This is a genomic window from Candidatus Collinsella stercoripullorum (assembly GCF_027669965.1).
Lineage (GTDB): Bacteria > Actinomycetota > Coriobacteriia > Coriobacteriales > Coriobacteriaceae > Collinsella > Collinsella stercoripullorum.
This window is the reverse complement of the sequence record NZ_JAQECM010000025.1, coordinates 4,919-27,833: the sequence shown is the minus strand read 5'-3', so window position 1 is coordinate 27,833 and position 22,915 is coordinate 4,919. Positions and strand designations below refer to the sequence as shown.

General features: G+C 66.8%; 23 protein-coding genes. 21 read left to right on the top strand and 2 right to left on the bottom strand.

The genetic code is table 11. The annotated features are described in order from the left end of the window. Positions 1–376 precede the first annotated feature (376 nt). Both rpoB and PHA29_RS06470 read left to right on the top strand, forming a co-directional pair. On the top strand, positions 377–3,871 hold the full coding sequence (rpoB, locus tag PHA29_RS06475) for a DNA-directed RNA polymerase subunit beta (protein ID WP_270848731.1): 3,495 nt from the start codon (positions 377–379) through the stop codon (positions 3,869–3,871). Positions 3,872–3,877: 6 nt separating this feature from the next. After that, on the top strand, positions 3,878–8,350 hold the full coding sequence (locus PHA29_RS06470) for a DNA-directed RNA polymerase subunit beta' (RefSeq protein ID WP_270848729.1): 4,473 nt from the start codon (positions 3,878–3,880) through the stop codon (positions 8,348–8,350). Between the two features lie 578 nt (positions 8,351–8,928). Here the strand turns inward: PHA29_RS06470 and PHA29_RS06465 are convergent. Together PHA29_RS06465 and PHA29_RS06460 are read right to left on the bottom strand one after the other, a co-directional pair. Next, entirely contained in the window at positions 8,929–9,717 is a 789-nt protein-coding gene (locus PHA29_RS06465; protein ID WP_270848727.1) for a hypothetical protein, read from the bottom strand. A gap of 797 nt (positions 9,718–10,514) precedes the next feature. Further along, the gene (locus PHA29_RS06460; RefSeq protein ID WP_270405226.1) at positions 10,515–10,877 is read right to left on the bottom strand and encodes a NifB/NifX family molybdenum-iron cluster-binding protein; all 363 of its coding nucleotides are present in this window, start codon (positions 10,875–10,877) and stop codon (positions 10,515–10,517) included. A gap of 413 nt (positions 10,878–11,290) precedes the next feature. Between PHA29_RS06460 and rpsL the strand changes: the two genes are divergently transcribed. The 19 genes from rpsL to PHA29_RS06365 form a co-directional block, all read left to right on the top strand. Beyond that, positions 11,291–11,665: a 30S ribosomal protein S12 gene (rpsL, locus tag PHA29_RS06455; protein ID WP_270405225.1), complete on the top strand. Its 375-nt coding sequence runs from the start codon at positions 11,291–11,293 to the stop codon at positions 11,663–11,665. A gap of 97 nt (positions 11,666–11,762) precedes the next feature. Next, positions 11,763–12,236, top strand: a complete 474-nt coding sequence (gene rpsG / locus PHA29_RS06450; protein ID WP_270405224.1) for a 30S ribosomal protein S7 — start codon at positions 11,763–11,765, stop codon at positions 12,234–12,236. Between the two features lie 18 nt (positions 12,237–12,254). Further along, complete coding sequence (gene fusA / locus PHA29_RS06445) at positions 12,255–14,378, top strand: elongation factor G (protein ID WP_270574320.1); 2,124 nt, start codon at positions 12,255–12,257, stop codon at positions 14,376–14,378. 63 nt (positions 14,379–14,441) lie between these two features. Continuing rightward, positions 14,442–14,750 carry a 30S ribosomal protein S10 gene (rpsJ, locus tag PHA29_RS06440; RefSeq protein ID WP_066829356.1) on the top strand — a complete coding sequence of 103 codons (309 nt, stop codon included), beginning with the start codon at positions 14,442–14,444 and terminating at the stop codon, positions 14,748–14,750. A 245-nt stretch (positions 14,751–14,995) separates the two neighbouring features. Beyond that, on the top strand, positions 14,996–15,604 hold the full coding sequence (locus PHA29_RS06435; RefSeq protein WP_270848725.1) for a histidine phosphatase family protein: 609 nt from the start codon (positions 14,996–14,998) through the stop codon (positions 15,602–15,604). Between the two features lie 301 nt (positions 15,605–15,905). Further along, positions 15,906–16,526: a 50S ribosomal protein L3 gene (gene rplC / locus PHA29_RS06430; RefSeq protein ID WP_270405221.1), complete on the top strand. Its 621-nt coding sequence runs from the start codon at positions 15,906–15,908 to the stop codon at positions 16,524–16,526. Positions 16,527–16,573: 47 nt separating this feature from the next. Then, positions 16,574–17,200 (top strand): 50S ribosomal protein L4, encoded by a 627-nt coding sequence (gene rplD / locus PHA29_RS06425; RefSeq protein WP_270848723.1) that lies wholly within the window; start codon positions 16,574–16,576, stop codon positions 17,198–17,200. Then, positions 17,201–17,488 carry a 50S ribosomal protein L23 gene (gene rplW / locus PHA29_RS06420; RefSeq protein ID WP_270405219.1) on the top strand — a complete coding sequence of 96 codons (288 nt, stop codon included), beginning with the start codon at positions 17,201–17,203 and terminating at the stop codon, positions 17,486–17,488. It begins immediately after the preceding gene. A gap of 152 nt (positions 17,489–17,640) precedes the next feature. Then, positions 17,641–18,471: a 50S ribosomal protein L2 gene (gene rplB, locus PHA29_RS06415; protein ID WP_270405218.1), complete on the top strand. Its 831-nt coding sequence runs from the start codon at positions 17,641–17,643 to the stop codon at positions 18,469–18,471. 30 nt (positions 18,472–18,501) lie between these two features. Beyond that, the gene (gene rpsS / locus PHA29_RS06410; protein WP_022349932.1) at positions 18,502–18,762 is read left to right on the top strand and encodes a 30S ribosomal protein S19; all 261 of its coding nucleotides are present in this window, start codon (positions 18,502–18,504) and stop codon (positions 18,760–18,762) included. Positions 18,763–18,776: 14 nt separating this feature from the next. Further along, entirely contained in the window at positions 18,777–19,148 is a 372-nt protein-coding gene (gene rplV / locus PHA29_RS06405; protein ID WP_270405217.1) for a 50S ribosomal protein L22, read from the top strand. A 6-nt stretch (positions 19,149–19,154) separates the two neighbouring features. Next, on the top strand, positions 19,155–19,865 hold the full coding sequence (gene rpsC / locus PHA29_RS06400) for a 30S ribosomal protein S3 (RefSeq protein ID WP_270405216.1): 711 nt from the start codon (positions 19,155–19,157) through the stop codon (positions 19,863–19,865). Next, entirely contained in the window at positions 19,865–20,317 is a 453-nt protein-coding gene (gene rplP, locus PHA29_RS06395) for a 50S ribosomal protein L16 (protein ID WP_270405215.1), read from the top strand. Before rpsC ends, rplP begins: the two co-directional genes overlap by 1 nt. After that, positions 20,318–20,533 carry a 50S ribosomal protein L29 gene (gene rpmC / locus PHA29_RS06390; RefSeq protein WP_066829327.1) on the top strand — a complete coding sequence of 72 codons (216 nt, stop codon included), beginning with the start codon at positions 20,318–20,320 and terminating at the stop codon, positions 20,531–20,533. A gap of 15 nt (positions 20,534–20,548) precedes the next feature. Next, complete coding sequence (gene rpsQ / locus PHA29_RS06385) at positions 20,549–20,815, top strand: 30S ribosomal protein S17 (protein WP_270405214.1); 267 nt, start codon at positions 20,549–20,551, stop codon at positions 20,813–20,815. A gap of 106 nt (positions 20,816–20,921) precedes the next feature. Further along, on the top strand, positions 20,922–21,290 hold the full coding sequence (gene rplN / locus PHA29_RS06380; protein ID WP_270405213.1) for a 50S ribosomal protein L14: 369 nt from the start codon (positions 20,922–20,924) through the stop codon (positions 21,288–21,290). A 15-nt stretch (positions 21,291–21,305) separates the two neighbouring features. Beyond that, positions 21,306–21,617, top strand: a complete 312-nt coding sequence (gene rplX, locus PHA29_RS06375) for a 50S ribosomal protein L24 (protein ID WP_270405212.1) — start codon at positions 21,306–21,308, stop codon at positions 21,615–21,617. Between the two features lie 164 nt (positions 21,618–21,781). Further along, positions 21,782–22,219: an XRE family transcriptional regulator gene (locus PHA29_RS06370; RefSeq protein WP_270848719.1), complete on the top strand. Its 438-nt coding sequence runs from the start codon at positions 21,782–21,784 to the stop codon at positions 22,217–22,219. A 183-nt stretch (positions 22,220–22,402) separates the two neighbouring features. Further along, on the top strand, positions 22,403–22,915 hold a 513-nt coding region (locus tag PHA29_RS06365), incomplete at its 3' end, for a protein kinase domain-containing protein (protein ID WP_270848717.1).

Genomic DNA, 22,915 nt, shown 5'->3' with positions numbered 1-22,915 from the left:
CGCGGGCCGGGGGGGGCGGCCGTCACGGGCCTTCTGCCGCTGCGGCGCGGCGCATGCAGGGCATCCGCCGCGACCCCGCCCCGATGCGCGCGGGCCGCCTGCCGCCCGGAACTGCGCGCCCGTTCGGATGCCCCCATGGCAAGAGCGAAGGGTCCATCCACGGAAAACCCATGAACATATGTTCGTAACACCATGCGCGACCTGCGGGTTCCTGTGGCAACTTTTTTGCTACTCCAAAATGAGCACGCCGTCAAGACTTTTCTTGCCGAACGGAAAGCGCCTGCTAAACTAATAGGTTGCGATAACTGGCACGCTCGGGCGTCCGCGCCCCGGGCGAGCCGACCAACCGTTTTTCCCGCGAAGGAGGAAACACCTGGTGCAGAAGTCTACACAGGCCGTCACGGCAACAGAGCGCACCCGCGTCAACTTCGGGAAGATCCCCGAGTCGATGGAGCTGCCCAACCTCATCTCCGTGCAGAAGCAGTCCTTCACCCGCTTCATGGACGAGGGCCTGCGCGAGGCCTTCCGCGAGGCCAGCCCCATCCAGAGCCAGAACCACGTTCTGGAGGTGACGTTCGGCGAGCACCAGTTCGGCGACCCGGCGCACAGCGTCGAGGAGTGCCGCGAGAAGGACATGACCTACCAGGCCCCGCTGCTGACCGACGTCCGCCTCACCAACACGGAGACCGGCGAGATCAAGGAGCAGCTCGTGTTCATGGGCGACTTCCCCATGATGACCGAGCAGGGCACCTTCATCATCAACGGCACCGAGCGCATCGTCGTCAGCCAGCTCGTCCGCTCGCCCGGCGTGTACTACTCCTCCGAGATGGACGGCGGCAAGCAGGTCTACAAGGCGCAGGTCATCCCGGCCCGCGGCGCCTGGCTCGAGTTCGAGGTCGATAAGCGCGACCAGCTCGTCGTCTCCATCGACCGCAAGCGCAAGCAGTCCGCCACGATGTTCCTGCGCGCCCTCGGCATCGCCGTCACCAACGACGACATCTACTCGCTGCTCGGCGACTCCGACGTCGTGAAGCGCACCATCGAGCGCGACACCGCCCTCACCCGCGAGGACGCCCTCATCGAGATCTACCGCCGCCTGCGCCCGGGCGAGCCGCCCACCGTCGACGCCTCCCGCAGCCTGCTCGAGGGCCTGCTGTTCAACCCCCAGCGCTACGACCTGGCGCGCGTGGGCCGCTACAAGGTCAACAAGAAGCTCGGCCTGACCACCGAGGAGGCCGTGACCATCCTCACCGACGAGGACATCGTCGCTACCCTGCGCTACCTGCTGGCCCTGGCCGCCGGCGAGCCCGGCTTCAAGACCGACGACATCGACCACTTCGGCAACCGCCGCATCCGCACCGTGGGCGAGCTCGTCGCCAACCAGTTCCGCATCGGCATGAGCCGCATGGAGCGCGTCGTGCGCGAGCGCATGAGCTCCCAGGACATCGACGAGATCACCCCGCAGAGCCTCATCAACATCCGTCCGATCGTGGCGGCCATCAAGGAGTTCTTCGGCTCCTCGCAGCTCTCGCAGTTCATGGACCAGTCCAACCCGCTGACGGGCCTCTCGCACAAGCGCACCCTCTCCGCGCTCGGCCCCGGCGGCCTGGCGGGCCACAAGTCCGGCTCCAGCCGCCGCACCAACGTGCCGACGGCCGTCCGCGACGTCCACAACTCGCACTACTCCCGCATGTGCCCGATCGAGACCCCCGAAGGCCCCAACATCGGCCTGATCGGCCGTCTCGCCCTCTATGCGCGCGTGAACGACTACGGCTTCATCGAGGCCCCGTACCGTCGCGTTGAGAACGGCAAGGTCACCGACCAGATCGACTGGATGACCGCCGACGAGGAAGAGAGCCACATCATCGCGCCGGCCAACACCCCGGTCGACCCGTCGACCCGCGAGTTCGTCGCCGTCGACGCCGAGGGCAACCTGAGCCGCCCCCACACCATCGTCGCGCGCACCCGCGACTTCGACGGCTCCTTCGGCGCCCCCGCCGACGTGCCGGTGGACGAGGTCGACTACATGGACGTGTCCCCGCGCCAGATGCTGTCCGTCGCGGCGACGCTCATCCCGTTCCTCGAGCACGACGACGCCAAACGTACGCTCATGGGCGCCAACATGCAGCGCCAGGCCGTGCCGCTGCTGCACCCCATCGCGCCCTACGTCGGCACCGGCATGGAGCGCCGCGCCGCCATGGACTCCGGCGAGGTCACCCTGGCCCGCCACGCCGGCGAGGTCGTGTTCGCCGACGCCTCCAAGATCACGGTGAAGACCTCCGAGGGCATGGAGGAGTACCACCTGCCCAAGTACCAGCGCTCCAACCAGTCGACCTGCATCAACCACCGCCCGCTCGTGCGCGTGGGCGACGAGGTCGTCGAGGGCCAGCCGCTGGCCGACGGCCCCTCCACCGACCACGGCGAGCTCGCGCTCGGCCAGAACCTGACCGTGGCCTACATGCCGTGGGAGGGCTTCAACTACGAGGACGGCATCGTCGTCTCCGAGCGCCTGGTCTCCGAGGACCTGCTGACCTCCATCAACATCTCCCGTCACGAGATCGACGCCCGCGACACCAAGCTCGGCCCCGAGGAGATCACCCGCGAGATCCCGAACCTGTCCGAGGACATGCTCGCGAACCTCGACGAGGACGGCATCATCCGCATCGGCGCCGAGGTCGGCCCCGGCGACATCCTGGTCGGCAAGGTCACCCCGAAGGGCGAGAGCGCGCTGACCGCCGAGGAGCGCCTGCTGCGCGCCATCTTCGGCGCGAAGGCCCACGACGTGCGCGACACCTCGCTCAAGATGCCCCACGGCTCCTACGGCCGCGTCATCGACGTCGTGCGCTTCAGCCGCGACGCTGGCGACGACCTGGCCCCGGGCGTCAACGAGCAGGTGCGCGTCTACGTGGCGCAGCGCCGCAAGATCCAGCAGGGCGACAAGATCGCCGGCCGCCACGGCAACAAGGGCGTCATCTGCGAGGTCCTGCCCGTCGAGGACATGCCCTACATGGCCGACGGCACCCCGGTCGACGTCATCCTGAACCCGCTGGGCGTCCCCTCCCGTATGAACGTCGGCCAGCTGCTCGAGTGCCACCTCGGCTGGGCCGCCGCCTGCGGCTGGGACCCGGACTCCGCCGACTCCGACCGCTACGTGCCCGGCCCGTTCTTCACGGCGACGCCGGTGTTCGACGGCGCCAAGGAGGACGAGATCGCCGAGGTCATCCGTCGCGCCAACAAGAACATGATCAACCTGGCGCGCGAGCGCTACGGCGAGCACATGCGCCCCGAGTTCGTGACGCAGCTCGACTCCTTCGGCAAGACCGTGCTCTACGACGGCCGCTCCGGCGAGCAGTTCCGCGAGCCGATCACCGTGGGCGTGTCCTACATCCTGAAGCTCGGCCACATGGTGGACGACAAGATCCACGCGCGCTCGACGGGCCCCTACAGCCTCGTGACCCAGCAGCCGCTGGGCGGCAAGGCCCAGTTCGGCGGCCAGCGCTTCGGCGAGATGGAGGTCTGGGCCCTGTACGCGTACGGCGCCGCCAACGTGCTGCAGGAGATCCTGACCGTCAAGTCCGACGACACCGTGGGCCGCGTCAAGACCTACGAGTCCATCGTCAAGGGCGAGAACGTCCCCATGGCCGGCATCCCCGAGTCCTTCAAGGTCCTCGTCAAGGAGATCCGCTCGCTCGCGCTCGACATCGAGCCGCTGCGCGAGGCCGACCCCGCGCCCGTCGCGACCGAGGCCGCGCAGGACGCCCCCGCCGACGCGCTCGACGAGCTCCCCTCGCTCGACGAGGTCGACACCTCGGTCGACGCCGTCGACGCCCTCCTCGATGCATTCGCCGCCTCCACCAACGATAAGGAGTAGTTGACTGTGGCAGATTTCGAAGCTACTGATTTTGACGCGGTAAAGATCTCGCTCGCCTCCGCCGACCAGATCCGCTCGTGGTCCCACGGCGAGGTCAAGAAGCCCGAGACCATCAACTACCGTACCCTCAAGCCCGAGAAGGACGGCCTGTTCTGCGAGAAGATCTTCGGTCCCGCCAAGGACTGGGAGTGCTCCTGCGGCAAGTACAAGGGCATCCGCTTCAAGGGCATCGTGTGCGAGCGCTGCGGCGTCGAGGTCACCTCGGCCAAGGTGCGCCGCGAGCGCATGGGCCACATCGAGCTGGCCGCCCCGGTCAGCCACATCTGGTACTTCAAGAGCCCCACGAGCTTCCCGATGAGCCGCCTTCTGGACATCAAGTCCAAGGACTTGGAGAAGGTGCTGTACTTCGCCAGCTACATCATCACGCACGTGGACTACGAGGCCCGCGAGGCCGACGCCGAGGACCTGCGCGAGGAGCTCGCCGCCGACCTCGAGGAGATCGACGCCGAGTGCGCGCGCCAGATCGAGAGCCTGAAGGAGCAGGGCAACCCGGAGAACTTCGACGAGTTCTCCGACGAGGAGCCGCTGACCCCCGAGGAGATCGCCGCCGGCATCGTGGACATCGAGGAGGAGACGAAGGACGAGAAGCAGCTCCGCTCCGACGCCTTCCAGGCCTTCATGCAGCTCTCCGAGCGCGACCTCATCTCCGATGAGCCGCTGTTCCGCGAGATGAAGCGCTACTACTCGATGTACTTCGAGGGCGACATGGGCGCGGAGGCCATCCGCGACCTGCTCTCCGCCATCGACCTGCCGCGCGAGGCCGAGACCCTGAAGGCGATCATCGCCGACCCCGACGGGCAGAAGCAGAAGCGCGAGAAGGCCGTCAAGCGCCTCGAGGTCGTCGACGCCTTCCTGAAGGGCGGCAACGACCCGGCCAACATGATCCTGGACGTCATCCCCGTGATCCCGCCCGACCTGCGCCCCATGGTGCAGCTCGACGGCGGCCGCTTCGCGGCGTCCGACATGAACGACCTGTACCGTCGCGTCATCAACCGCAACAACCGCCTGAAGCGCCTGCTCGACCTCGACGCGCCCGCGATCATCGTGAACAACGAGAAGCGCATGCTGCAGGAGGCCGTGGACGCCCTGTTCGACAACGGTCGCCGCGGGCGCCCGGTGTCCGGCCGCGGCGGCCGCCCGCTGAAGTCGCTCGCCGAGGCCCTGAAGGGCAAGCAGGGCCGCTTCCGCCAGAACCTGCTGGGCAAGCGCGTCGACTACTCCGGCCGCTCGGTCATCGTCACCGACCCGCAGCTGAAGCTGCACCAGTGCGGCCTGCCCAAGACCATGGCGCTCGAGCTGTTCAAGCCCTTCGTCATGAAGCGCCTGGTCGAGCTCGGCAAGGTCGAGAACATCAAGGGCGCCAAGCGCGCCATCGACCGCGGCGCGAGCTTCGTGTGGGACATCCTCGAGGAGGTCATCGACGGCCGCCTCGTGCTGCTCAACCGCGCCCCGACCCTGCACCGCCTGTCCATCCAGGCCTTCGAGCCGGTCCTCGTCGAGGGCAAGGCCATCCACCTGCATCCGCTCGTCTGCGCCCCGTTCAACGCGGACTTCGACGGCGACCAGATGTCGGTGCACGTGCCGCTGTCCCAGCAGGCCCAGGCCGAGGCCCGCGTGCTCATGCTGTCCGCCAACAACCTGCGCTCCCCGGCGTCGGGCAAGCCCGTCAACGTGCCGTCGCAGGACATGATCATCGGCGTGTACTACCTCACCCAGGCCCGCGAGGGGCTGCCGGGCGAGGGCCACGTGTTCGCGAGCTTCGATGACGCGCTGAACGCCTACGACGCGCGCACCGAGGTCGACCTGCAGGCCAAGATCCAGGTCCGCGTGAGCGCCGCCGAGGCCAACGTGGTGACCGAGGACGGCCAGCGCCTCTTCCGCGTGAAGAACGGCCGCCCCGACGTCGTCGACTACGACGTCACCGGCTCCAAGACCGCGCGCTTCGAGACGACGATCGGCCGCATCATCTTCAACCGCCAGTGCCTGCCGGCGGACTACGAGTTCATCAACTACAAGATGGTCAAGGGCGACGTCTCCAAGCTCGTGGCCGAGTGCTGCGACCGCTACCCGCAGGCCGAGGTGGGCCCGATCCTGGACGCCATCAAGTACGCGGGCTTCCACTTCGCGACCCGCGCCGGCCTCACCATCTCGCTGTGGGACGCCCTCATCCCTGAGGACAAGCCGCAGATCCTCGACGAGGCGCAGCGCCGCGTCGACCAGATCAACGAGTACTACCTCGACGGCTTCATCAACGAGCAGGAGCGCCACATCGAGGTCGTCAACGAGTGGACCGCGGCGACCGACGAGGTCGCGGCCAAGATGCTCGACAAGTTCGATGAGGAGAACCCGATCTTCATGATGGCCGACTCCGGCGCCCGTGGCTCCAAGGCCCAGCTGCGCCAGCTCGGCGGCATGCGCGGCCTCATGGCCGACATGTCCGGCGAGACGATCGACCTCCCCATCAAGGCGAACTTCCGCGAGGGCCTGCTGCCGCTCGAGTACTTCATCTCCACGTACGGAGCCCGCAAGGGCCTCGTCGACACCGCGTCGCACACCTCCGACTCCGGGTACCTGACCCGCCGTCTGGTCGACGTGGCGCAGGACGTCATCGTCCGCGAGGAGGACTGCGGCACGACCGAGGGCATCACCTACAACCTCATCATCCCGGGCACCGACGACATCAACGCCGACCTCGTGGGCCGCTGCTTCATCGAGGACGTCGTGGCCCCCGACGGCACCGTGCTGTTCGAGGCCGACGGCTACATCGAGAGCACCGACGACATCCGCCGCATGATCGACGCGGGCCTCACCAAGGTCAAGCTGCGCGCGCTGCTCACCTGCCGCTCCAAGTACGGCGTGTGCCAGAAGTGCTACGGCTGGGACCTCTCGACCCGCCGCCCGGTCGCCATCGGCACCGCGGTGGGCATCATCGCCGCGCAGTCCATCGGCGAGCCCGGTACGCAGCTGACGATGCGTACGATCCACTCCGGCGGCGTCGCGGGCGTCGACGACATCACCCAGGGCCTGCCCACGGTCGGCCGCATGTTCGACGTCGTCGGCAACGTCAACGAGAAGATCCTCGGCCGCGAGGCCGACCTCGCCCCGTACTCCGGCACCCTCTCGGTCAAGCCCGAGAAGTCCGAGTACGTGCTCACCATCACCGACGCCGACGACCCGAGCCGCGTGCTCGACGAGCGCCGCGTCCCGGCGTCCGTGCGCTTCATGCCCGGCATCGAGGACGGCTGCGAGGTGCGCGCCGGCGACCAGATCACCAAGGGCTTCGTGAACTTCCGCAACCTGCGCAAGCTCACCGACATCGAGTCCACCATGCACACCTTCGTGCAGTCGGTGAAGGAGGTCTACACCTCCCAGGGCGTCGACCTGAACGACAAGCACATCGAGGTCATCGCACGCCAGATGCTGCGCCGCGTCCAGATCACCAACCCCGGCGACTCCAAGTACCTGCTCGGCCAGTACGTCGACCGCTACGAGTTCGCCGACGAGGTCGAGCGCGTCGCCCGCCTCGGCGGCACCGCGCCGGCGGCCGAGCCCGTCATCCTGGGCACCCTGAAGGCCGCCTCGTCCATCGACTCCTGGCTGTCCTCCGCGTCGTTCATCCGCACCGCGGGCGTCCTCACCGAGGCCGCCATCGAGGGCAAGGTGGACCACCTGCTGGACCTCAAGTCCAACGTCATCGTCGGCAAGAAGATCCCCGCGGGCACCGGCCTCAAGCCCTACGCCAACGCGGCGCTCACCTACCGCACCGCCGACGGCTACGTGAACATCGACGGGCCGACCTCGCCTGCCGCCAAGAGCCTCCCCGATTGGGCTCCCGAGCAGCTCAAGGAGCTCGACGAGCAGCTCCCGCAGCAGCTCGACTGGACCGGCTACGACGAGTTCGGCGGCGGCGACGGCTCCTTCACCCGCAACGGCCGCACCATCTCCGCCGAGGACGCGCGCCTGTACCTGTTCGACGACCTCGGCGTGTCGCAGCGCTGGACCAACAAGTTCAGCGAGGTCGGCATCGAGACGGTCGGCGACCTCGTGGGCAAGTCCGAGGAGGACCTGCTGCGCATCGACGGCATCGGCGCCAAGGCGATCGAGGAGCTGCGCGACGGCCTGGAGGCCCACAACCTCCTGTACATCCTCGACAACAACGACGACGTGGCGGACGAGGAGGACCTCTCCCAGCTGCTGCAGATGGTGTTCAGCCCGGACGGCCCGGACGACATCCTGCTCGGCACGAGCGCCCCGCGCCACCACTTCGACTCCGATGAGGAGATGCTCGGCGCCCCGGCCGACACCTCGAAGAAGGACGCCGGGTCCGGCATCATCAACGAGGACATGGCGTCCCTCGACGAGCTGCTGAACCAGCTCGTGGACAGCGACACCCAGCACCCGGAGGAGCAGGAGGACTAGGTCCCCCCGTCCCCGGCGGCGCTCCGGCGCACATGACGGCGGCCCGTCTCCCGTGGGGGAGGCGGGCCGCCCGCTGTTTCGGGCGGGCCCGCGGGGCGCAGGGCCTGCCGGGGCTTGGCCGGAAGCGCCATCTGTTCCGACAGACGAGCTGCCTGCCGGGGCTTGGCCGGAAGCACGTCCTGCCCCGGGAAGGTCGCGCCCCGCCCCAGCAGAGATGCTCCCAGTCCCGGGAAGGCCATGTCCCGTTTCGGGAGGGGTGCCCCATGCCCCCGGAAGGGGTCTCTTGCCCCGGGAGGGGATTCCTATGCCCCCGGAACACCGGCTTTACCGAGATTCCGCCGTTTGGGGCGTTCCGGGGGTAGGGTGGTGCGTTCCCGGGGTTTCGGAAGCGCACTTACGAGATGGTTGATGCTGCCCGAGCCTGCCTTCGCAGGGGGAATGAGGTTCGTTCGAAGTCGTCTCGACCGTGTCGCAGGCGCTGACAGGCGGCGTTCGGCTTCAATCAATCCGCTTCGAGGCGGTGTTGCGACTTCGGCCAGTGTGCTTCGCCCTATGCGTTTCGACCTACACGGGGGTGTTTACCGCCCGGTCGCCGTGCATGTTTTCGAAACCGCACTGGAAACCGCTCCCGCCGCCGTTTCGGGGGTCGTGCCGGCGGCCCCGCCAGGGGACGTGCCGGCCGTCGCGTCGGAGGACCCATCTTCCGGCGAGGGCTTCGGTCCGTCTTGGGCCGGCACTTCATCCAGCCAGCGACGTAGTACGAACCTCCGGAGACCGTCCTGCTTTTCCCAGAAGCCGTCGGGATAGCGGCTTGCGGGGATGCCCGCGTTGAGCAATATGGCCATGAGGACGCGACGGAATGCCATCTCATCGAAGAACTGCTGCTTGGAGACCTCGACCATGGTGTATCCCATGGCACGGAGCGCATGGCGACGCTCGTTGTCTGTGGCGGCCTGCTGCGGCTGGAGATGGTACTCGCTCTGGTACTCGATGTTCTGGTTGCCGCGCTCGACGAACGTGTCGAAGTAGAGCGAGCTGCGACGGGTGAGCGAGCGGGCGTCGCCGGTGACGGCAACGCGATGGTCCATCTTCACATCACGCAGCCCCAGTCCACCGAGCCGTACGGGGCAGGTGAGCGTCATGGTGAGCGCGGTCTCCATGGGACTGCGCGAGCGGTCGCGCGCGAACCTCAGGGCATCGAGCGCCCGGGCCTTGCCGACTGTGCGAGGCAAAGCTCGCAAAAGGCTCTCTATCGTTTTTCCGGTGGTCAGCGGACGGACCAGGGGGATGTAATCCTTCCCGTCGGCGGTCGGGGTATATCGGGCGCAGAGCTCGAAAAGGTACTCGATGAGCTCGAGCTCTTCCATCGTCGATGCGGCTTGGAGCGCGCAGAGCTCCGGCCCGACGACATAGATGCCCTCCCCGAGGTCGAAGAGCGACCTTGGGGGAAGCGGCTTGTCCCATCGATAGCAACGGATCCGGGAAAGCCGTCTCTTACTTGCTTGGGATAGAACGAGAACGTCGAGGGGGAAGACCGAGGCCGGGTCCATGCCGTGGGCCACGAGCGCACGCTGCGCTCTGGAGATCGACGCATACGTTGGGGCGTGGTCGGGGAGGGTCGCGCCATGTCGCGGGGCGTGCGGGAACATATGGGCCGTGGGGCCAGCGCGGTAGAAGAGGCGGGCGGTTGCATGGGAGATGATCAAAGTATCCATATCTCGATGATGCATTGCGCCCGACGGGATCGGGCGGTCGATTCGAGAAAACGGCGCGCCGCCCGACAGATCTCCCGGCTAACTCTTACAGCATAGGTAGATAGCATCGAGCAATCGGATGCACCCGAGTCCGACGGCGTGGATGCAGATGATTTTGCCGAGGATCCGGTGCGCAGGGTCGGCGCGTCCCGTTCGAATGGTGTAGGCCTGCCCCCGGAACGATATCGCCCGCCCCCGGAACGATGCCCCCTGCCCCCGGAACGGCGTACCGGCTCGAACGGAGGCGATTCCATGGCTGCGGGGGCAGGTGCGGTCGTTCCCGGGGTTTTGGTGTGGCGCTCAGCCGTATGTGCCTCGGGGCGGCGGACGGGATGGGGAGAGGGCCGGGCATAAAAAAGCAGCCGCATCAGGGTGCGGCTGCTCGGGGGTTCTCTGGGGCGTGTCCGCGCCTAGTGGCGGCAGGCGGCCTCGGGGTCCATAGGGGAGACCTCGCCCGCGACGAACTTCGCGAGCACGTCGCCGGCGAGCGGGGTCTCGCGCTCCGCGTAGACGGTCACGCCCGCGGCGGTGAAGCGGGTGAAGGGCGGCATGCCCATGCCGGTCGCGATGATGGCGTCGACGTTCTGGGAGAGCGCGAAATCGATCACGCCGGCGCAGCCCGCCTGGTCGTGGTCGACGTTCTTGATGGTCTCGACCGAGGTGACCTCGCCGTTGTCGATCGTGGCGACGGTGAAGTAGGCCGCATGGCCGAAGTGGCCGGAGCGCGGGGCGGCGAGACCGAGCTCGTTCTCGACGGGTATGATGACCCTCATGGCATAACCTCCTTGCACGGGCGCGCCCTGCGCGCGGCCCGGCGTTCGTGGTACAAGCGACCTGTCTATTATAGGAACGCCCGTGCGCGCGGTCCACGGCGCGTCGGCCCCGGGAAGTAGGGGGTCGGTAAATAGAGCGCCCGCACGACGGACGCGGGGCGGGTCCGCACCGGATCACACCGCCCACGTGCGGGAACCCCGTCCGAGCCTCCCGGAGCGCATGCGGCGGGGCGAATGTGAAGATTTGACGGGGATAGGCGAAAAACAGGATACGCCCGGACGCGTGGTCTGTTGACACCGCAGGAGCGCGCGCGTACCCTATCGAACTGCGTGTTTCGAAGGTGGATGCTGACGCCTCGATTCAAGCCGTTGCACTTCGTATAAAGCTGGAATCTTACGAGAAGGAGTACGCTTTGCCTACTATCAACCAGCTAGTCCGCCAGGGCCGCCAGTCCAAGCCGGCCAAGTCCAAGAACGCCGCCCTGCAGCACAACTCGCAGAAGCGCGGCGTGTGCACCCGCGTGTTCACCACCTCCCCCAAGAAGCCGAACTCGGCTCTGCGCAAGGTCGCCCGTGTGCGCCTGGTCAACGGCATCGAGGTCACCGCTTACATCCCCGGTGAGGGCCACAATCTCCAGGAGCACTCCATCGTGCTCGTCCGCGGCGGCCGCGTGCGCGACCTGCCCGGTGTCCGCTACAAGATCATCCGCGGCGCCTACGACTGCGCTCCGGTCAACAACCGCATGAAGGCCCGCTCCCGCTACGGCGCCAAGCGTCCCAAGAAGTAAGCGAGCCCACGAGCAACGAACCGTTCCGCGCGGGCCGCGCGGCGGCGCATGAGGCGCCCCGACCGCGTCCGCGAACGTATATCAGAGGAGATTCATAATGCCGCGTCGTGCATCCAAGAACCTGCATCGCGAGGTCCAGCCGGATTCCGTGTACAACAACCGCCTCGTGACGCAGCTCATCAACAAGATCCTGCTGGACGGCAAGAAGGCCACCGCCGAGCGCATCGTCTACAGCGCGTTCGACATGGTCGCCGCCAAGTCCGAGCAGGACGCCCTGGCCGTCTTCAAGAAGGCCATGGACAACGTCCGCCCCACGCTCGAGGTCAAGCCCAAGCGCGTCGGCGGCGCCACCTACCAGGTCCCGATGGAGGTCAACTCCCGTCGCGCCACCCAGCTCGCCATCCGCTGGATCGTCAACTTCTCCCGCGCCCGCAAGGAGAAGACCATGGCCGAGCGCCTCGCCAACGAGATCCTCGACGCCTCCAACGGCGTGGGCGCCTCCGTCAAGCGTCGCGAGGACGTCTTCAAGATGGCCGAGGCCAACCGCGCCTTCTCGCACTACCGCTGGTAACCTCAGGGAGGAATCGAAGTGGCTAAGAAGAAATACAATCTTGCTGATACCCGCAACATCGGCATCATGGCCCACATCGATGCCGGCAAGACCACCACGACCGAGCGCATCCTGTACTACACCGGCAAGACCCACAAGATCGGCGAGGTCCACGAGGGCGCTGCCACCATGGACTGGATGGTCCAGGAGCAGGAGCGCGGCGTGACCATCACCTCCGCCGCCACCACGTGCTTCTGGCACAAGGGCGGCAAGGCCGGCGAGGGTCCCGCCTACCGCATCCAGATCATCGACACCCCGGGCCACGTGGACTTCACGGCCGAGGTCGAGCGCTCCCTGCGCGTCCTCGACGGTGCCGTCGCGGTGTTCGACGCCGTCGCCGGCGTCCAGCCGCAGTCCGAGACCGTGTGGCGCCAGGCCCGCAACTTCAACGTCCCGCGCATCGCCTTCATCAACAAGTACGACCGCGTGGGCGCCGACTTCTGGCATGCCATCGACACCATGAAGGAGCGCCTGAACGCCAACGCCGTGGCCATTCAGGTCCCCATGGGCGCCGAGGACCAGTTCTGGGGCGTCATCGACCTCGTCACCATGACCGCGTGGGACTTCAAGGCCGATGACAAGGGCATGACCTACCCCGAGCCCATGGCCGAGATCCCGGCCGAGTTCGCCGACATCGCCGCCGAGAAGCGCGCCGAGCTGCTCGACGCCGCCGCCGAGTACGATGACGAGCTCATGATGATGGTCCTCGAGGACGAGGAGGTCCCCGTCGACATGCTCAAGGCCGCCATCCGCAAGGGCGTGCTGGCCAACGAGCTCAACCCCGTCCTCGTGGGCTCCGCCTACAAGAACAAGGGAGTCCAGGAGCTGCTCGACGCCGTCGTCGACTACCTCCCGAGCCCGCTCGACGTCGAGGCCGTCGAGGGCACCGATCCCAAGACCGGCGAGGCCGACTCCCGCAAGCCCTCCGACGACGAGCCGTTCTCCGCGCTCGCCTTCAAGATCGCGACCGACCCCTTCGTCGGTAAGCTGACCTTCTTCCGCGTGTACTCCGGTCACGTCGACTCCGGCTCCTACGTGGTCAACGCCACCAACGGCCAGCGCGAGCGCTTCGGCCGCATCCTCGAGATGAACGCGAACGACCGTATCGACGTCGACGGCGCCAGCACCGGCGACATCCTCGCCGCCGTGGGTCTCAAGAACACCACCACCGGCGACACCCTGTGCTCCGAGGGCCACGAGATCATCCTCGAGTCCATGGAGTTCCCCGACCCCGTCATCGACGTCGCCGTGGAGCCCAAGACCAAGGCCGAGCAGGACAAGATGAGCCTCGCGCTCGCCAAGCTCGCCGAGGAGGACCCGACCTTCACCGTCCGCACCGACCACGAGACCGGCCAGACCATCATCGCCGGCATGGGCGAGCTGCACCTCGAGATCATCGTCGACCGCCTGCTCCGCGAGTTCAAGGTCGAGGCCAACGTCGGTAAGCCCCAGGTCGCCTACCGTGAGGCCCCGGGTCACGACGTCGAGAAGGCTGAGGGCAAGTTCGTCCGCCAGTCCGGCGGCCGCGGCCAGTACGGCCACGCCGTCATCAAGCTGGAGAAGATGGAGGAGGGCTTCGGCTACGAGTTCGTCAACGCCATCGTCGGCGGCGTCGTGCCGAAGGAGTACATCCCCTCCATCGACAAGGGCATCCAGGAGGCCCTGGAGACCGGCGTCATCGCCGGCTACCCGGTGGTCGACGTCAAGGTGACCCTGTTCGACGGCTCCTACCACGAGGTCGACTCCTCCGAGGCCGCCTTCAAGATCGCCGGCTCCATGGCGATCAAGGACGCCCTCAAGAAGTCCGACCCGATCCTGCTCGAGCCGGTCATGGCCGTCGAGGTCGAGACCCCCGAGCAGTACATGGGCGACGTCATGGGCAACCTCTCCGGCCGCCGCGGCAAGATCGAGGGCATGGACGACCGCTCCGGCTCCAAGGTCATCCGCGCCAAGGTGCCGCTGGGCGAGATGTTCGGCTACGCGACCGACCTTCGTTCGCAGACCCAGGGCCGCGCATCCTACACGATGCAGTTCGACTCCTACGAGCCGGCGCCCAAGTCCATCACCGACGAGGTCATTTCCAAGGCCGGCGGCAACGCCTAAGGCCCCCTCGCACGTACTAGGTTCTATTGCGAGGAAGGCCTCGCAACTCATTTGGAGGTAACGTTGTCTAGCCAGAAGATCAGGATTCGCCTCAAGGGCTACGACCACGAGGTCGTTGACCAGTCCGCGAAGCTCATCGTGGACACTGCCCAGAAGACGGGCGCCCGCGTGTCCGGCCCCATCCCCCTGCCCACCGAGCGCAACCTCTACACGGTCATCCGCTCGCCGCACAAGGACAAGGACTCCCGCGAGCAGTTTGAGATGCGCACCCACAAGCGCCTTATCGACATCCTCGACCCGACCAGCGGCACCGTCGATTCGCTGATGCGCCTCGACCTCCCTGCCGGCGTCGACATCGAGATCAAGCTGTAAGCGCAGGGACCCTTCAGCTCCCATCGGGTCGCCCCCGCGGTTCTCTCCGCGAACGCCCGCAGGCCGTCGGTCTGCGAGGCGTTCGGGTGTGCGCCGCGGGGGCGACCCTGCGTTTACGGTCCCTTCGGAGAGGGGACGGAAGTGCGGGATGCGGGATATCCCCTGTCCGATCGCCATCGCGACAGGGGGTGCCCGCAATCGATCGGTGGGCTGGATCCGGCGATCCGGCTCACGGGGAGGGCGCCATGGCGAGGCTCTATCTGGTACGGCACGGGCAGACGGAGTTCAATCTGCAGCATCGGGTGCAGGGGCGGTGCGATTCGCCCTTGACCGAGCGGGGGCTGGAGCAGGCCCATCGCGCGGCGCGCTGGTTCACGGAGCACAGTATCGCCCCCGGCGCCATCTTCTCCTCGCCGCTCGGGCGCGCGTTCCGGACGGCGGAGGTCCTGCGTGACGACCTGCGCGCCGCCGGCCTCGCCGCCCCGTGCGGCATCGCGGCGGTCGAGGGACTTCAGGAGCGCAGCTACGGGCCCTTCGAGGGCGGTCCCGCCAGCGAGGTCCCCGCCGAGCTCTGGGATCCGGGGGAGGCGCTCGTCCCGTTCGGGGGAGAGGGCAGCCGCGCGCTGCGCGCCCGCGCCGTCTCCACCCTCACCGACATCATGCGCGGCGCACGCGCGCAGGCGGTTCTCGCCGTCAGCCACGGGTCCTTCACCCTGCAGTTCAAGCTCGCATGGGCGCATGCCGCGGCCTGCCCTCAGGATGTCCCCCTCGGCAACTGCTGCATCCTCGTGTTCGATTTCGATGAGCGGACCGGGGTGTTCTCCAACCTCGAGATCGCGAACCAGGAGCCGTGAGGAAACGGCGCCGCCGCCGAACCGCCCGGCACCGCCCCGGACCGGCGCGCTGCGCCGTCTGAGCAGGCAATTCATTGCGAAGAAAATATGGACACGCCCGTGCGCGTGTATACTGAACGAGCTGTGCCTCGATAGGGGAGGATTCTGCCTGCTCAGAGCATGCACGCGAACGGGTTGCCGTGCGCGCGAGGAGCCGGGTCGGATGCAAAGCTTCGGGCACGCATGTCAGTAGTGGTCCTCTAGGGGCATCCGCAAGGGGCGGATGCAGAGTCCCAAGACCACCGAGAGTTAGGATCATTGAATGATCAGCATGATTCTCGGCCGCAAGATCGGTATGACCCAGGTGTGGGACGAGAACGACAACGTCGTCCCCGTCACGGTCATCCAGGCTGGCCCCTGCGCGGTCTCGCAGGTTAAAACCCAGGCCACCGACGGCTACGATGCCGTCCAGATCGGCTTCGGCGACATCAAGGCCAAGAACGTCAACAAGCCCATGGCCGGTCACTTCGCCAAGGCCGGCGTCGAGCCCGTCCGCTACCTGCGCGAGGTCCGCGTCGAGAACGGCGAGGAGCACAAGGTCGGCGAGGTCGTCACCGTCGCCGATTTCGCCGACGTCGCCAAGGTCGATGTCATCGGCACCTCCAAGGGCAAGGGCTTCCAGGGTCGCATCAAGCGCTGGGGTCAGCGCCGCGGTCCCATGACCCACGGCTCCCACTTCAAGCGTCATCCGGGCTCCATCGGCCAGTGCGCCTACCCCGCCCGCGTCCTCAAGGGCGTCAAGATGGCCGGTCACATGGGCGATGAGCGCGTGACCGTGAAGAACCTCACCGTTGTCCGCATCGATGCCGAGCAGAACCTCATGCTCATCAAGGGCGCCGTCCCTGGTGGCAAGAACGCTCTGGTCGCCATCCGTATGGCCTAAGGGCCCCCACCCAGTTGGTCCAGCGTCATACCAAGGAGAACACTTACATGTCTAAGTTTGAAGTAAAGAACAGCGAGGGCAAGGCGGCCGCCGAGGTCGAGCTCGCGCCCGAGGTGTACGGCATCGAGCCGAACATCCACGTCATGCATCACATCGTCACCTGCCAGATGGCCTCTTGGCGTCAGGGCACCCAGTCCACCAAGGGCCGTTCCGAGGTCTCCGGCGGCGGCAAGAAGCCGTGGCGCCAGAAGGGCACCGCTCACGCCCGCCAGGGTTCCACCCGCGCCGGCCAGTGGCGCCACGGCGGCGTCATCTTCGGGCCCAAGCCCCGTTCCTACGCCAAGCGTATGAACAACAAGGAGGTCAAGCTCGCCATGCGCTCCGCGCTCTCCGCGAAGGTGCGCGACAACGAGCTCTTCCTCGTCGACGACTACGGTTTCGAGAAGCCGTCCACCAAGGCCGCCGTCGCCATGCTCAAGGCCCTGGGCCTCGAGGGCAAGCGCCTCACGATCATCGTGCGCGAGGACGACATCAACGCCTACCTGTCGTTCCGTAACATCCCCAAGACGTTCATCATCACGCCGTCCGAGGCCAACACCTACGACCTCGTCAACAACGGCGCCCTGCTGATGACCGCCGACATCGCGACCCACTTCGGGGAGGTGCTCGCATAAATGACCGCTCACGAGATCATCATCCGTCCGATCGTGTCCGAGCGCTCCTACGCCCAGATGGAGCAGAACAAGTACACGTTCGAGGTCCACAAGGACGCCAACAAGTACCAGATCAAGGATGCTGTCGAGGAGATCTTCGGTGTGAAGGTCACCCGCGTCAACACCCTCATGGTCAAGCCCAAGACCAAGCGCGTGCGCTACGTCGCCGGCAAGACCCGCTCCTGGAAGAAGGCCGTCGTCACGGTGGCCGAGGGCCAGTCCATCGAGATCTTCGGCAACCAGGCCTAAGGTCTCGGCTCGCTCACGGTCCGGCCGGAAGGCCGGGCGCAGGTGTACCGGGCCCATTTGATGGAGCCGCCCGGTACCGTGGTACATCCGGTGTCACCGCACCCGCATCCCAGCTTGCGGTGGCGAGCGGATAGATTCGAAAGGGATAGGTAATGGCTGTAAAGCACCTTAAACCGACCAGCGCCGGCAGGCGTTGGCAGACGATCTCGGACTTCTCCGAGATCACCGCGACCAAGCCCGAGAAGTCGCTCCTCGAGCCGCTTCCCAAGAAGGCCGGCCGCAACCACGCGGGCCGCATCACCGTCCGCCATCAGGGCGGCGGCGTCAAGCGTCGCTACCGCGTCATCGACTTCAAGCGCAACAAGGACGGCGTGCCCGCCAAGGTCGCCACGATCGAGTACGACCCCAACCGCTCCGCGCGCATCGCCCTGCTCCACTACGTGGACGGCGAGAAGCGCTACATCCTCGCGCCGAAGGGCCTGAAGGTCGGCGACATGATCGTCTCCGGCGCCGGCGCCGACATCAAGCCGGGCAACGCCATGCCGCTGTCCGAGATCCCCGTCGGCACCCTGATCCACGCCATCGAGTTCATGCCGGGCAAGGGCGCCGCGATCGCCCGCTCGGCCGGCACCGCCTGCCAGCTCATGGGTAAGGAGGGCAAGTACGCCATCGTGCGCATGCCGTCCTCCGAGATGCGCCGCATCCTGCTCACCTGCCGCGCCACCGTCGGCGAGGTCGGCAACGCCGAGCACTCCAACATCGTCATCGGCAAGGCCGGCCGCAAGCGCAAGATGAACGTCCGTCCCACCGTCCGCGGTACGGTCATGAACCCGGTCGACCACCCGCACGGCGGCGGCGAGGGCAAGAACCACACCTCCGGCCGTCCTTCCGTCACGCCGTGGGGCAAGCCCACCAAGGGTTACCGCACGCGCAACAAGAAGAAGGTCTCCAACGCCCTCATCATCCGTCGTCGCAAGAAGTAGTCGATACCGAGTTTTTAGGAGTTAGCACCTATGAGCAGAAGTCTCAAAAAGGGCCCGTTCGTGGAAGCTCGCCTTCTTTCGCGTATCGTCGCGATGAACGAGGCCGGCAAGAAGGACGTCGTGAAGACCTGGTCGCGCGCGTCCACCATCTTCCCCGAGATGGTCGGCCACACCATCGCCGTCCACGACGGTCGCAAGCACGTTCCCGTGTACGTCACCGAGTCCATGGTCGGTCACAAGCTCGGCGAGTTCGCGCCGACCCGTACGTTCCGTGGTCACAAGGCCAAATAGGGGGTTTACCGTAAATGGCAACTAAGTCCACCGACACCGCGACCCGCGAGGTCCGCGCGACGGCCAAGTACGTTCGCGTGTCCCCCGGCAAGGCTCGCCTGGTGATCGACCTGATCCGCAACAAGTCCGTGGCCCAGGCCTTCGACATCCTCCACTTCTGCAACCGCGCCGTTGCCGTGGACGTCGAGAAGGTCCTCAAGTCGGCCGTGGCCAACGCCGAGAACAACAACGGTATGCGTGCCGCCGACCTGGTCGTGAAGTACGCCTACGTCGACGAGGGCCCGACGCTCAAGCGCATCCGTCCCCGCGCCAAGGGCTCCGCTTCGCGCATCCTCAAGCGCACCAGCCACATCACCATTGTTGTCGCTCCTGGAAAGGAGGCGTAAGCGCGCATGGGTCAGAAAGTCTACCCCACCGGCTTCCGTCTCGGCATCACCGAGAACTGGCGTTCCCGTTGGTTCGCCGACAAGAACTACGCCGAGACCCTCGGCAACGATCTTGAGATCCGCAAGTTCCTGAAGAAGCGCCTGTCCCGCGCCGCCGTCTCCCGCGTCGAGATCGAGCGCGCCGGCGACAAGGTGAAGATCATCATCTTCACCGCCCGCCCGGGCATCGTCATCGGCAAGAAGGGCTCCGAGATCGACAGCCTGCGCCACGACCTCGAGAAGGTCGTCGGCGTCGACCGCGGCCACCTCTCCGTCGACGTCATCGAGATCAAGCGTCCCGAGCTCGACGCCACCCTGGTGGCCCAGTCTATCGCCGAGCAGCTCGAGGGCCGCGTCGCCTTCCGCCGCGCCATGCGCAAGGCCGTCCAGACCGCCCGCAAGTCCGGCGCCAAGGGCATCCGTATCCAGTGCTCCGGTCGTCTCGGCGGCGCCGAGATGGGCCGTCGCGAGTGGTACCGCGAGGGTCGCGTGCCCCTGCACACCCTGCGCGCCAAGATCGACTACGGCACCGCCGTCGCCCACACCACCATGGGCGCCTGCGGCGTGAAGGTCTGGATCTATCTGGGCGAGAAGCTCCCCGGCCAGCCGGTCCCCAACCCGGCTCTCGAGGGCCCGAGCCGTCCTCGCCGTCGTAATTCCGAGAGGAGGGGTCAGTAGTGCTTGCCCCTAAGCGTGTTCTCCACCGTAAGGTGCAGCGTGGCTCCATGAAGGGCCGCGCCAAGGGCCACACCCAGCTGCATTTCGGCGAGTACGGCCTGCAGGCTCTCGAGGCCCATTGGATCACCAACCGCCAGATCGAGGCCGCCCGTGTCGCCATGACCCGCTACATGAAGCGCGGTGGCCGCGTGTTCATCACCATCTTCCCCGACAAGCCCATCACCAAGAAGCCCGCGGAGACCCGCATGGGCTCCGGTAAGGGCAACCCGGAGGAGTGGGTGGCCGTCGTCAAGCCCGGTCGCGTCATGTTCGAGATCTCCGGCGTCTCCGAGGAGATCGCTCGCGAGGCCCTTCGCCTGGCGCAGCACAAGCTCCCCATCAAGACCAAGATCTTGATCCGCAACGACGCCGAGGGTACCAGCGCCACCGCCGCTGCCGAGGAGGATAAGTAAATGAAGCCCGCAGAGATCCGTGAGCTCACCGACGCTCAGCTTGCCGACAAGCTGAAGGAGATGCGCGCCGAGCTCTTCAACCTTCGCTTCCAGATGGCCACCAGCCAGCTGGATAACACCGCTCGCGTCAAGACCGTGAAGAAGGACATCGCCCGCGTCCTCACGGAGCAGCGCGCCCGTCAGATCGCAGCGGAGAAGACCGCTGCCGCCGAGTAGATTCAGGAGTAAAGCATGTCTGAAACGACTGAGCGTAACGCGCGCAAGGTCCGCACGGGTGTCGTCGTCTCCATCTCGGGCAACAAGACCATCGTTGTCCAGACCACGGAGCGCAAGCGTCACCCCAAGTACGGCAAGATGATGACCACCACCAAGAAGCTTCACGCGCACGACGAGGAGTGCACCGCCGGCGTGGGCGATACCGTCCGCGTCATGGAGACCCGTCCTCTGTCCAAGATGAAGCGCTGGCGTCTCGTCGAGATCATCGAGCGCGCCAAGTAACCAGACCGTTCGCTTCACCCGATGACGTGCGCCGCATCGCGGGGCGCCCGTTCGCCCCATATGCGGCGGCGCACCTCTCATCGTTTCCTAGTTCGGAGGAACTGCCATGATTCAAATGCAAACCGTGCTCACGGTTGCTGACAACTCCGGTGCACGCAAGGTTCGCTGCATCAAGGTGCTCGGTGGCTCCAAGCGTCGTTACGCCGGCATCGGCGACGTGATCGTCGCCTCCGTCATCGAGGCCACCCCGGGCGCCAACGTCAAGAAGAAGGACGTCGTCAAGTGCGTCGTCGTCCGCACGGTCAAGGAGGTCCGCCGCAAGGACGGCTCCTACATCCGCTTCGACGACAACGCCGCCGTCGTCATCAACAACGATGGTTCGCCCGTCGGCACCCGTATCTTCGGGCCCGTCGCCCGCGAGCTTCGTGACAAGAAGTACATGAAGATCGTCTCGCTTGCACCCGAGACCCTGTAGTTAGGGGAGACCGTTATGTCTATGTCCATCAAGAAGGGCGATAACGTCAAGGTCCTCTCCGGCAAGGATCGCGGCAAGACCGGCACCGTTCTGCGCGCGCTTCCCGCCGAGGGCAAGGTCGTCGTCGAGGGCGTGGCCGTCGTCAAGAAGGCCATGAAGCCCACCGCCCAGAACCAGCAGGGCGGCATCGTCTCGCAGGAGGCCGCGATCGACGCCTCCAACGTGATGCTCATCTGCCCCAAGTGCGGTCAGGCCACCCGCGTCGGCCACAAGAAGGACGGCAAGAACAAGCTGCGCGTCTGCAAGAAGTGCGGCGCCGAGTTCTAAACCGCATCCGGCGTTCACGCCAACAGCTCTGGGAGCGTCCCCTCGGGGGCGCTCCCTTTTTTCGTTTCGGGGCCGGTGCGGCCCGCCGCGAGGTGACGGTCGCCGCATCCGCGTCGCCTGCGGTACCATGGGATGGCGTCATCGGACGGAGGGAAGGGTGCGGGATGGCTGAGGAGAAGCTGACGGAGGACCTGCTGGAGCGGCTGCGCGCCTCGGCGACGCCCGAGGAGTACCTGCGCGTCGGCGACACGATCGACCGCACGCTCCCGGAGTACCTCCGCGGGCTGCTCGACGCCCGGGGGTTCAAGCGGGCCGACGTCATCAGGCGCTCCGGCCTCAACGCCACCTTCGCCTACGATATCTTCGCCGGCAAGAGCAGGCCCGGCCGCGACCATGCCATCATGCTCGCCTTCGGGCTCTCCTGCAGCCTGATCGAGGCCCAGCGCCTGCTGCGGCTTGCGGGCGTGTCGGAGCTGTGGGCGAAGGACCGCCGCGACGCCATCGTCATCTGGTGCCTGGACCGCGGCCGCACGCGCGAGGAGTGCGACGACACGCTGTGGCGCCTGGGCGAGCGGACCCTGTTCGGGACCGGTCCGCTGTAGGGGCCGCGCCCTCCCGACCGCGATCTGTCACCATACCGATCGACAGGCGGGAAAAAAGTGACAGGTGATAATTTCCCACGTGTCCGGGAAATTGGGAAAATGGTGACTGGTGATAATTTCCCACGCGTCCGTTACACGACGGGGAGGAGGTCCGACGCGATGCGCAGGAGGGGAGCGTCCGGCTTGAGCGATGAGCAGGCCATGCATGCGATGGGGATCGACGACGCCTATCGCGTCGAGCGCGTCCTCGCCCGGGGCGCGGGAGGGCTCACGGAGCTCGTGACCCTCGATGGCGCCGGCCCCTTCGTACGCAAGAAGATCCCCCTCGAGCTGGCGGACCGTGCGGTGTGGGCGCGCCTGGCGGACTGCTCGAGCCCGCGGCTGCCCCAGGTGGTCGCCACCTACGAGCTCCCCGACGCCTTCGTCGCCGTGTACGGGTACCTGCCGGGCAGCACGCTCGAGCAGGTCGTCGAGGCGGGCGGGCGCATGGAGGCCCCCGACGCGGCGCGGACGGCGGCGGAGGTCGCCCAGGCGGTCGCGGACCTCCATGGGCACGGCATCGTGCATCGGGATATCGCCCCCGCCAACATCATCCTGGCGGCGGACGGCGCGCATCTGATCGACTTCGGCATCGCGCGCATGGCGTCGGAGGCCGGCAGGGCGCCGGGGCGCGCACTGGGGACCTGGGGGTTCGCC

Excerpts from the sequence above, each read along its gene's own strand:
- rplD (WP_270848723.1), top strand. The coding sequence starts at position 16,574 with ATGTCTAAGTTTGAAGTAAAGAACAGCGAGGGCAAGGCGGCCGCCGAG.
- PHA29_RS06435 (WP_270848725.1), top strand. The coding sequence starts at position 14,996 with ATGGCGAGGCTCTATCTGGTACGGCACGGGCAGACGGAGTTCAATCTG.
- rplV (WP_270405217.1), top strand. The coding sequence starts at position 18,777 with ATGGCAACTAAGTCCACCGACACCGCGACCCGCGAGGTCCGCGCGACG.
- PHA29_RS06465 (WP_270848727.1), bottom strand. The coding sequence starts at position 9,717 with ATGGAAGAGCTCGAGCTCATCGAGTACCTTTTCGAGCTCTGCGCCCGA.
- PHA29_RS06460 (WP_270405226.1), bottom strand. The coding sequence starts at position 10,877 with ATGAGGGTCATCATACCCGTCGAGAACGAGCTCGGTCTCGCCGCCCCG.
- rplN (WP_270405213.1), top strand. The coding sequence starts at position 20,922 with ATGATTCAAATGCAAACCGTGCTCACGGTTGCTGACAACTCCGGTGCA.
- rpmC (WP_066829327.1), top strand. The coding sequence starts at position 20,318 with ATGAAGCCCGCAGAGATCCGTGAGCTCACCGACGCTCAGCTTGCCGAC.
- rplB (WP_270405218.1), top strand. The coding sequence starts at position 17,641 with ATGGCTGTAAAGCACCTTAAACCGACCAGCGCCGGCAGGCGTTGGCAG.
- rpsS (WP_022349932.1), top strand. The coding sequence starts at position 18,502 with ATGAGCAGAAGTCTCAAAAAGGGCCCGTTCGTGGAAGCTCGCCTTCTT.
- rpsC (WP_270405216.1), top strand. The coding sequence starts at position 19,155 with ATGGGTCAGAAAGTCTACCCCACCGGCTTCCGTCTCGGCATCACCGAG.
- PHA29_RS06370 (WP_270848719.1), top strand. The coding sequence starts at position 21,782 with ATGGCTGAGGAGAAGCTGACGGAGGACCTGCTGGAGCGGCTGCGCGCC.
- rpsG (WP_270405224.1), top strand. The coding sequence starts at position 11,763 with ATGCCGCGTCGTGCATCCAAGAACCTGCATCGCGAGGTCCAGCCGGAT.
- rplX (WP_270405212.1), top strand. The coding sequence starts at position 21,306 with ATGTCTATGTCCATCAAGAAGGGCGATAACGTCAAGGTCCTCTCCGGC.
- rpsQ (WP_270405214.1), top strand. The coding sequence starts at position 20,549 with ATGTCTGAAACGACTGAGCGTAACGCGCGCAAGGTCCGCACGGGTGTC.
- rplW (WP_270405219.1), top strand. The coding sequence starts at position 17,201 with ATGACCGCTCACGAGATCATCATCCGTCCGATCGTGTCCGAGCGCTCC.
- rplC (WP_270405221.1), top strand. The coding sequence starts at position 15,906 with ATGATCAGCATGATTCTCGGCCGCAAGATCGGTATGACCCAGGTGTGG.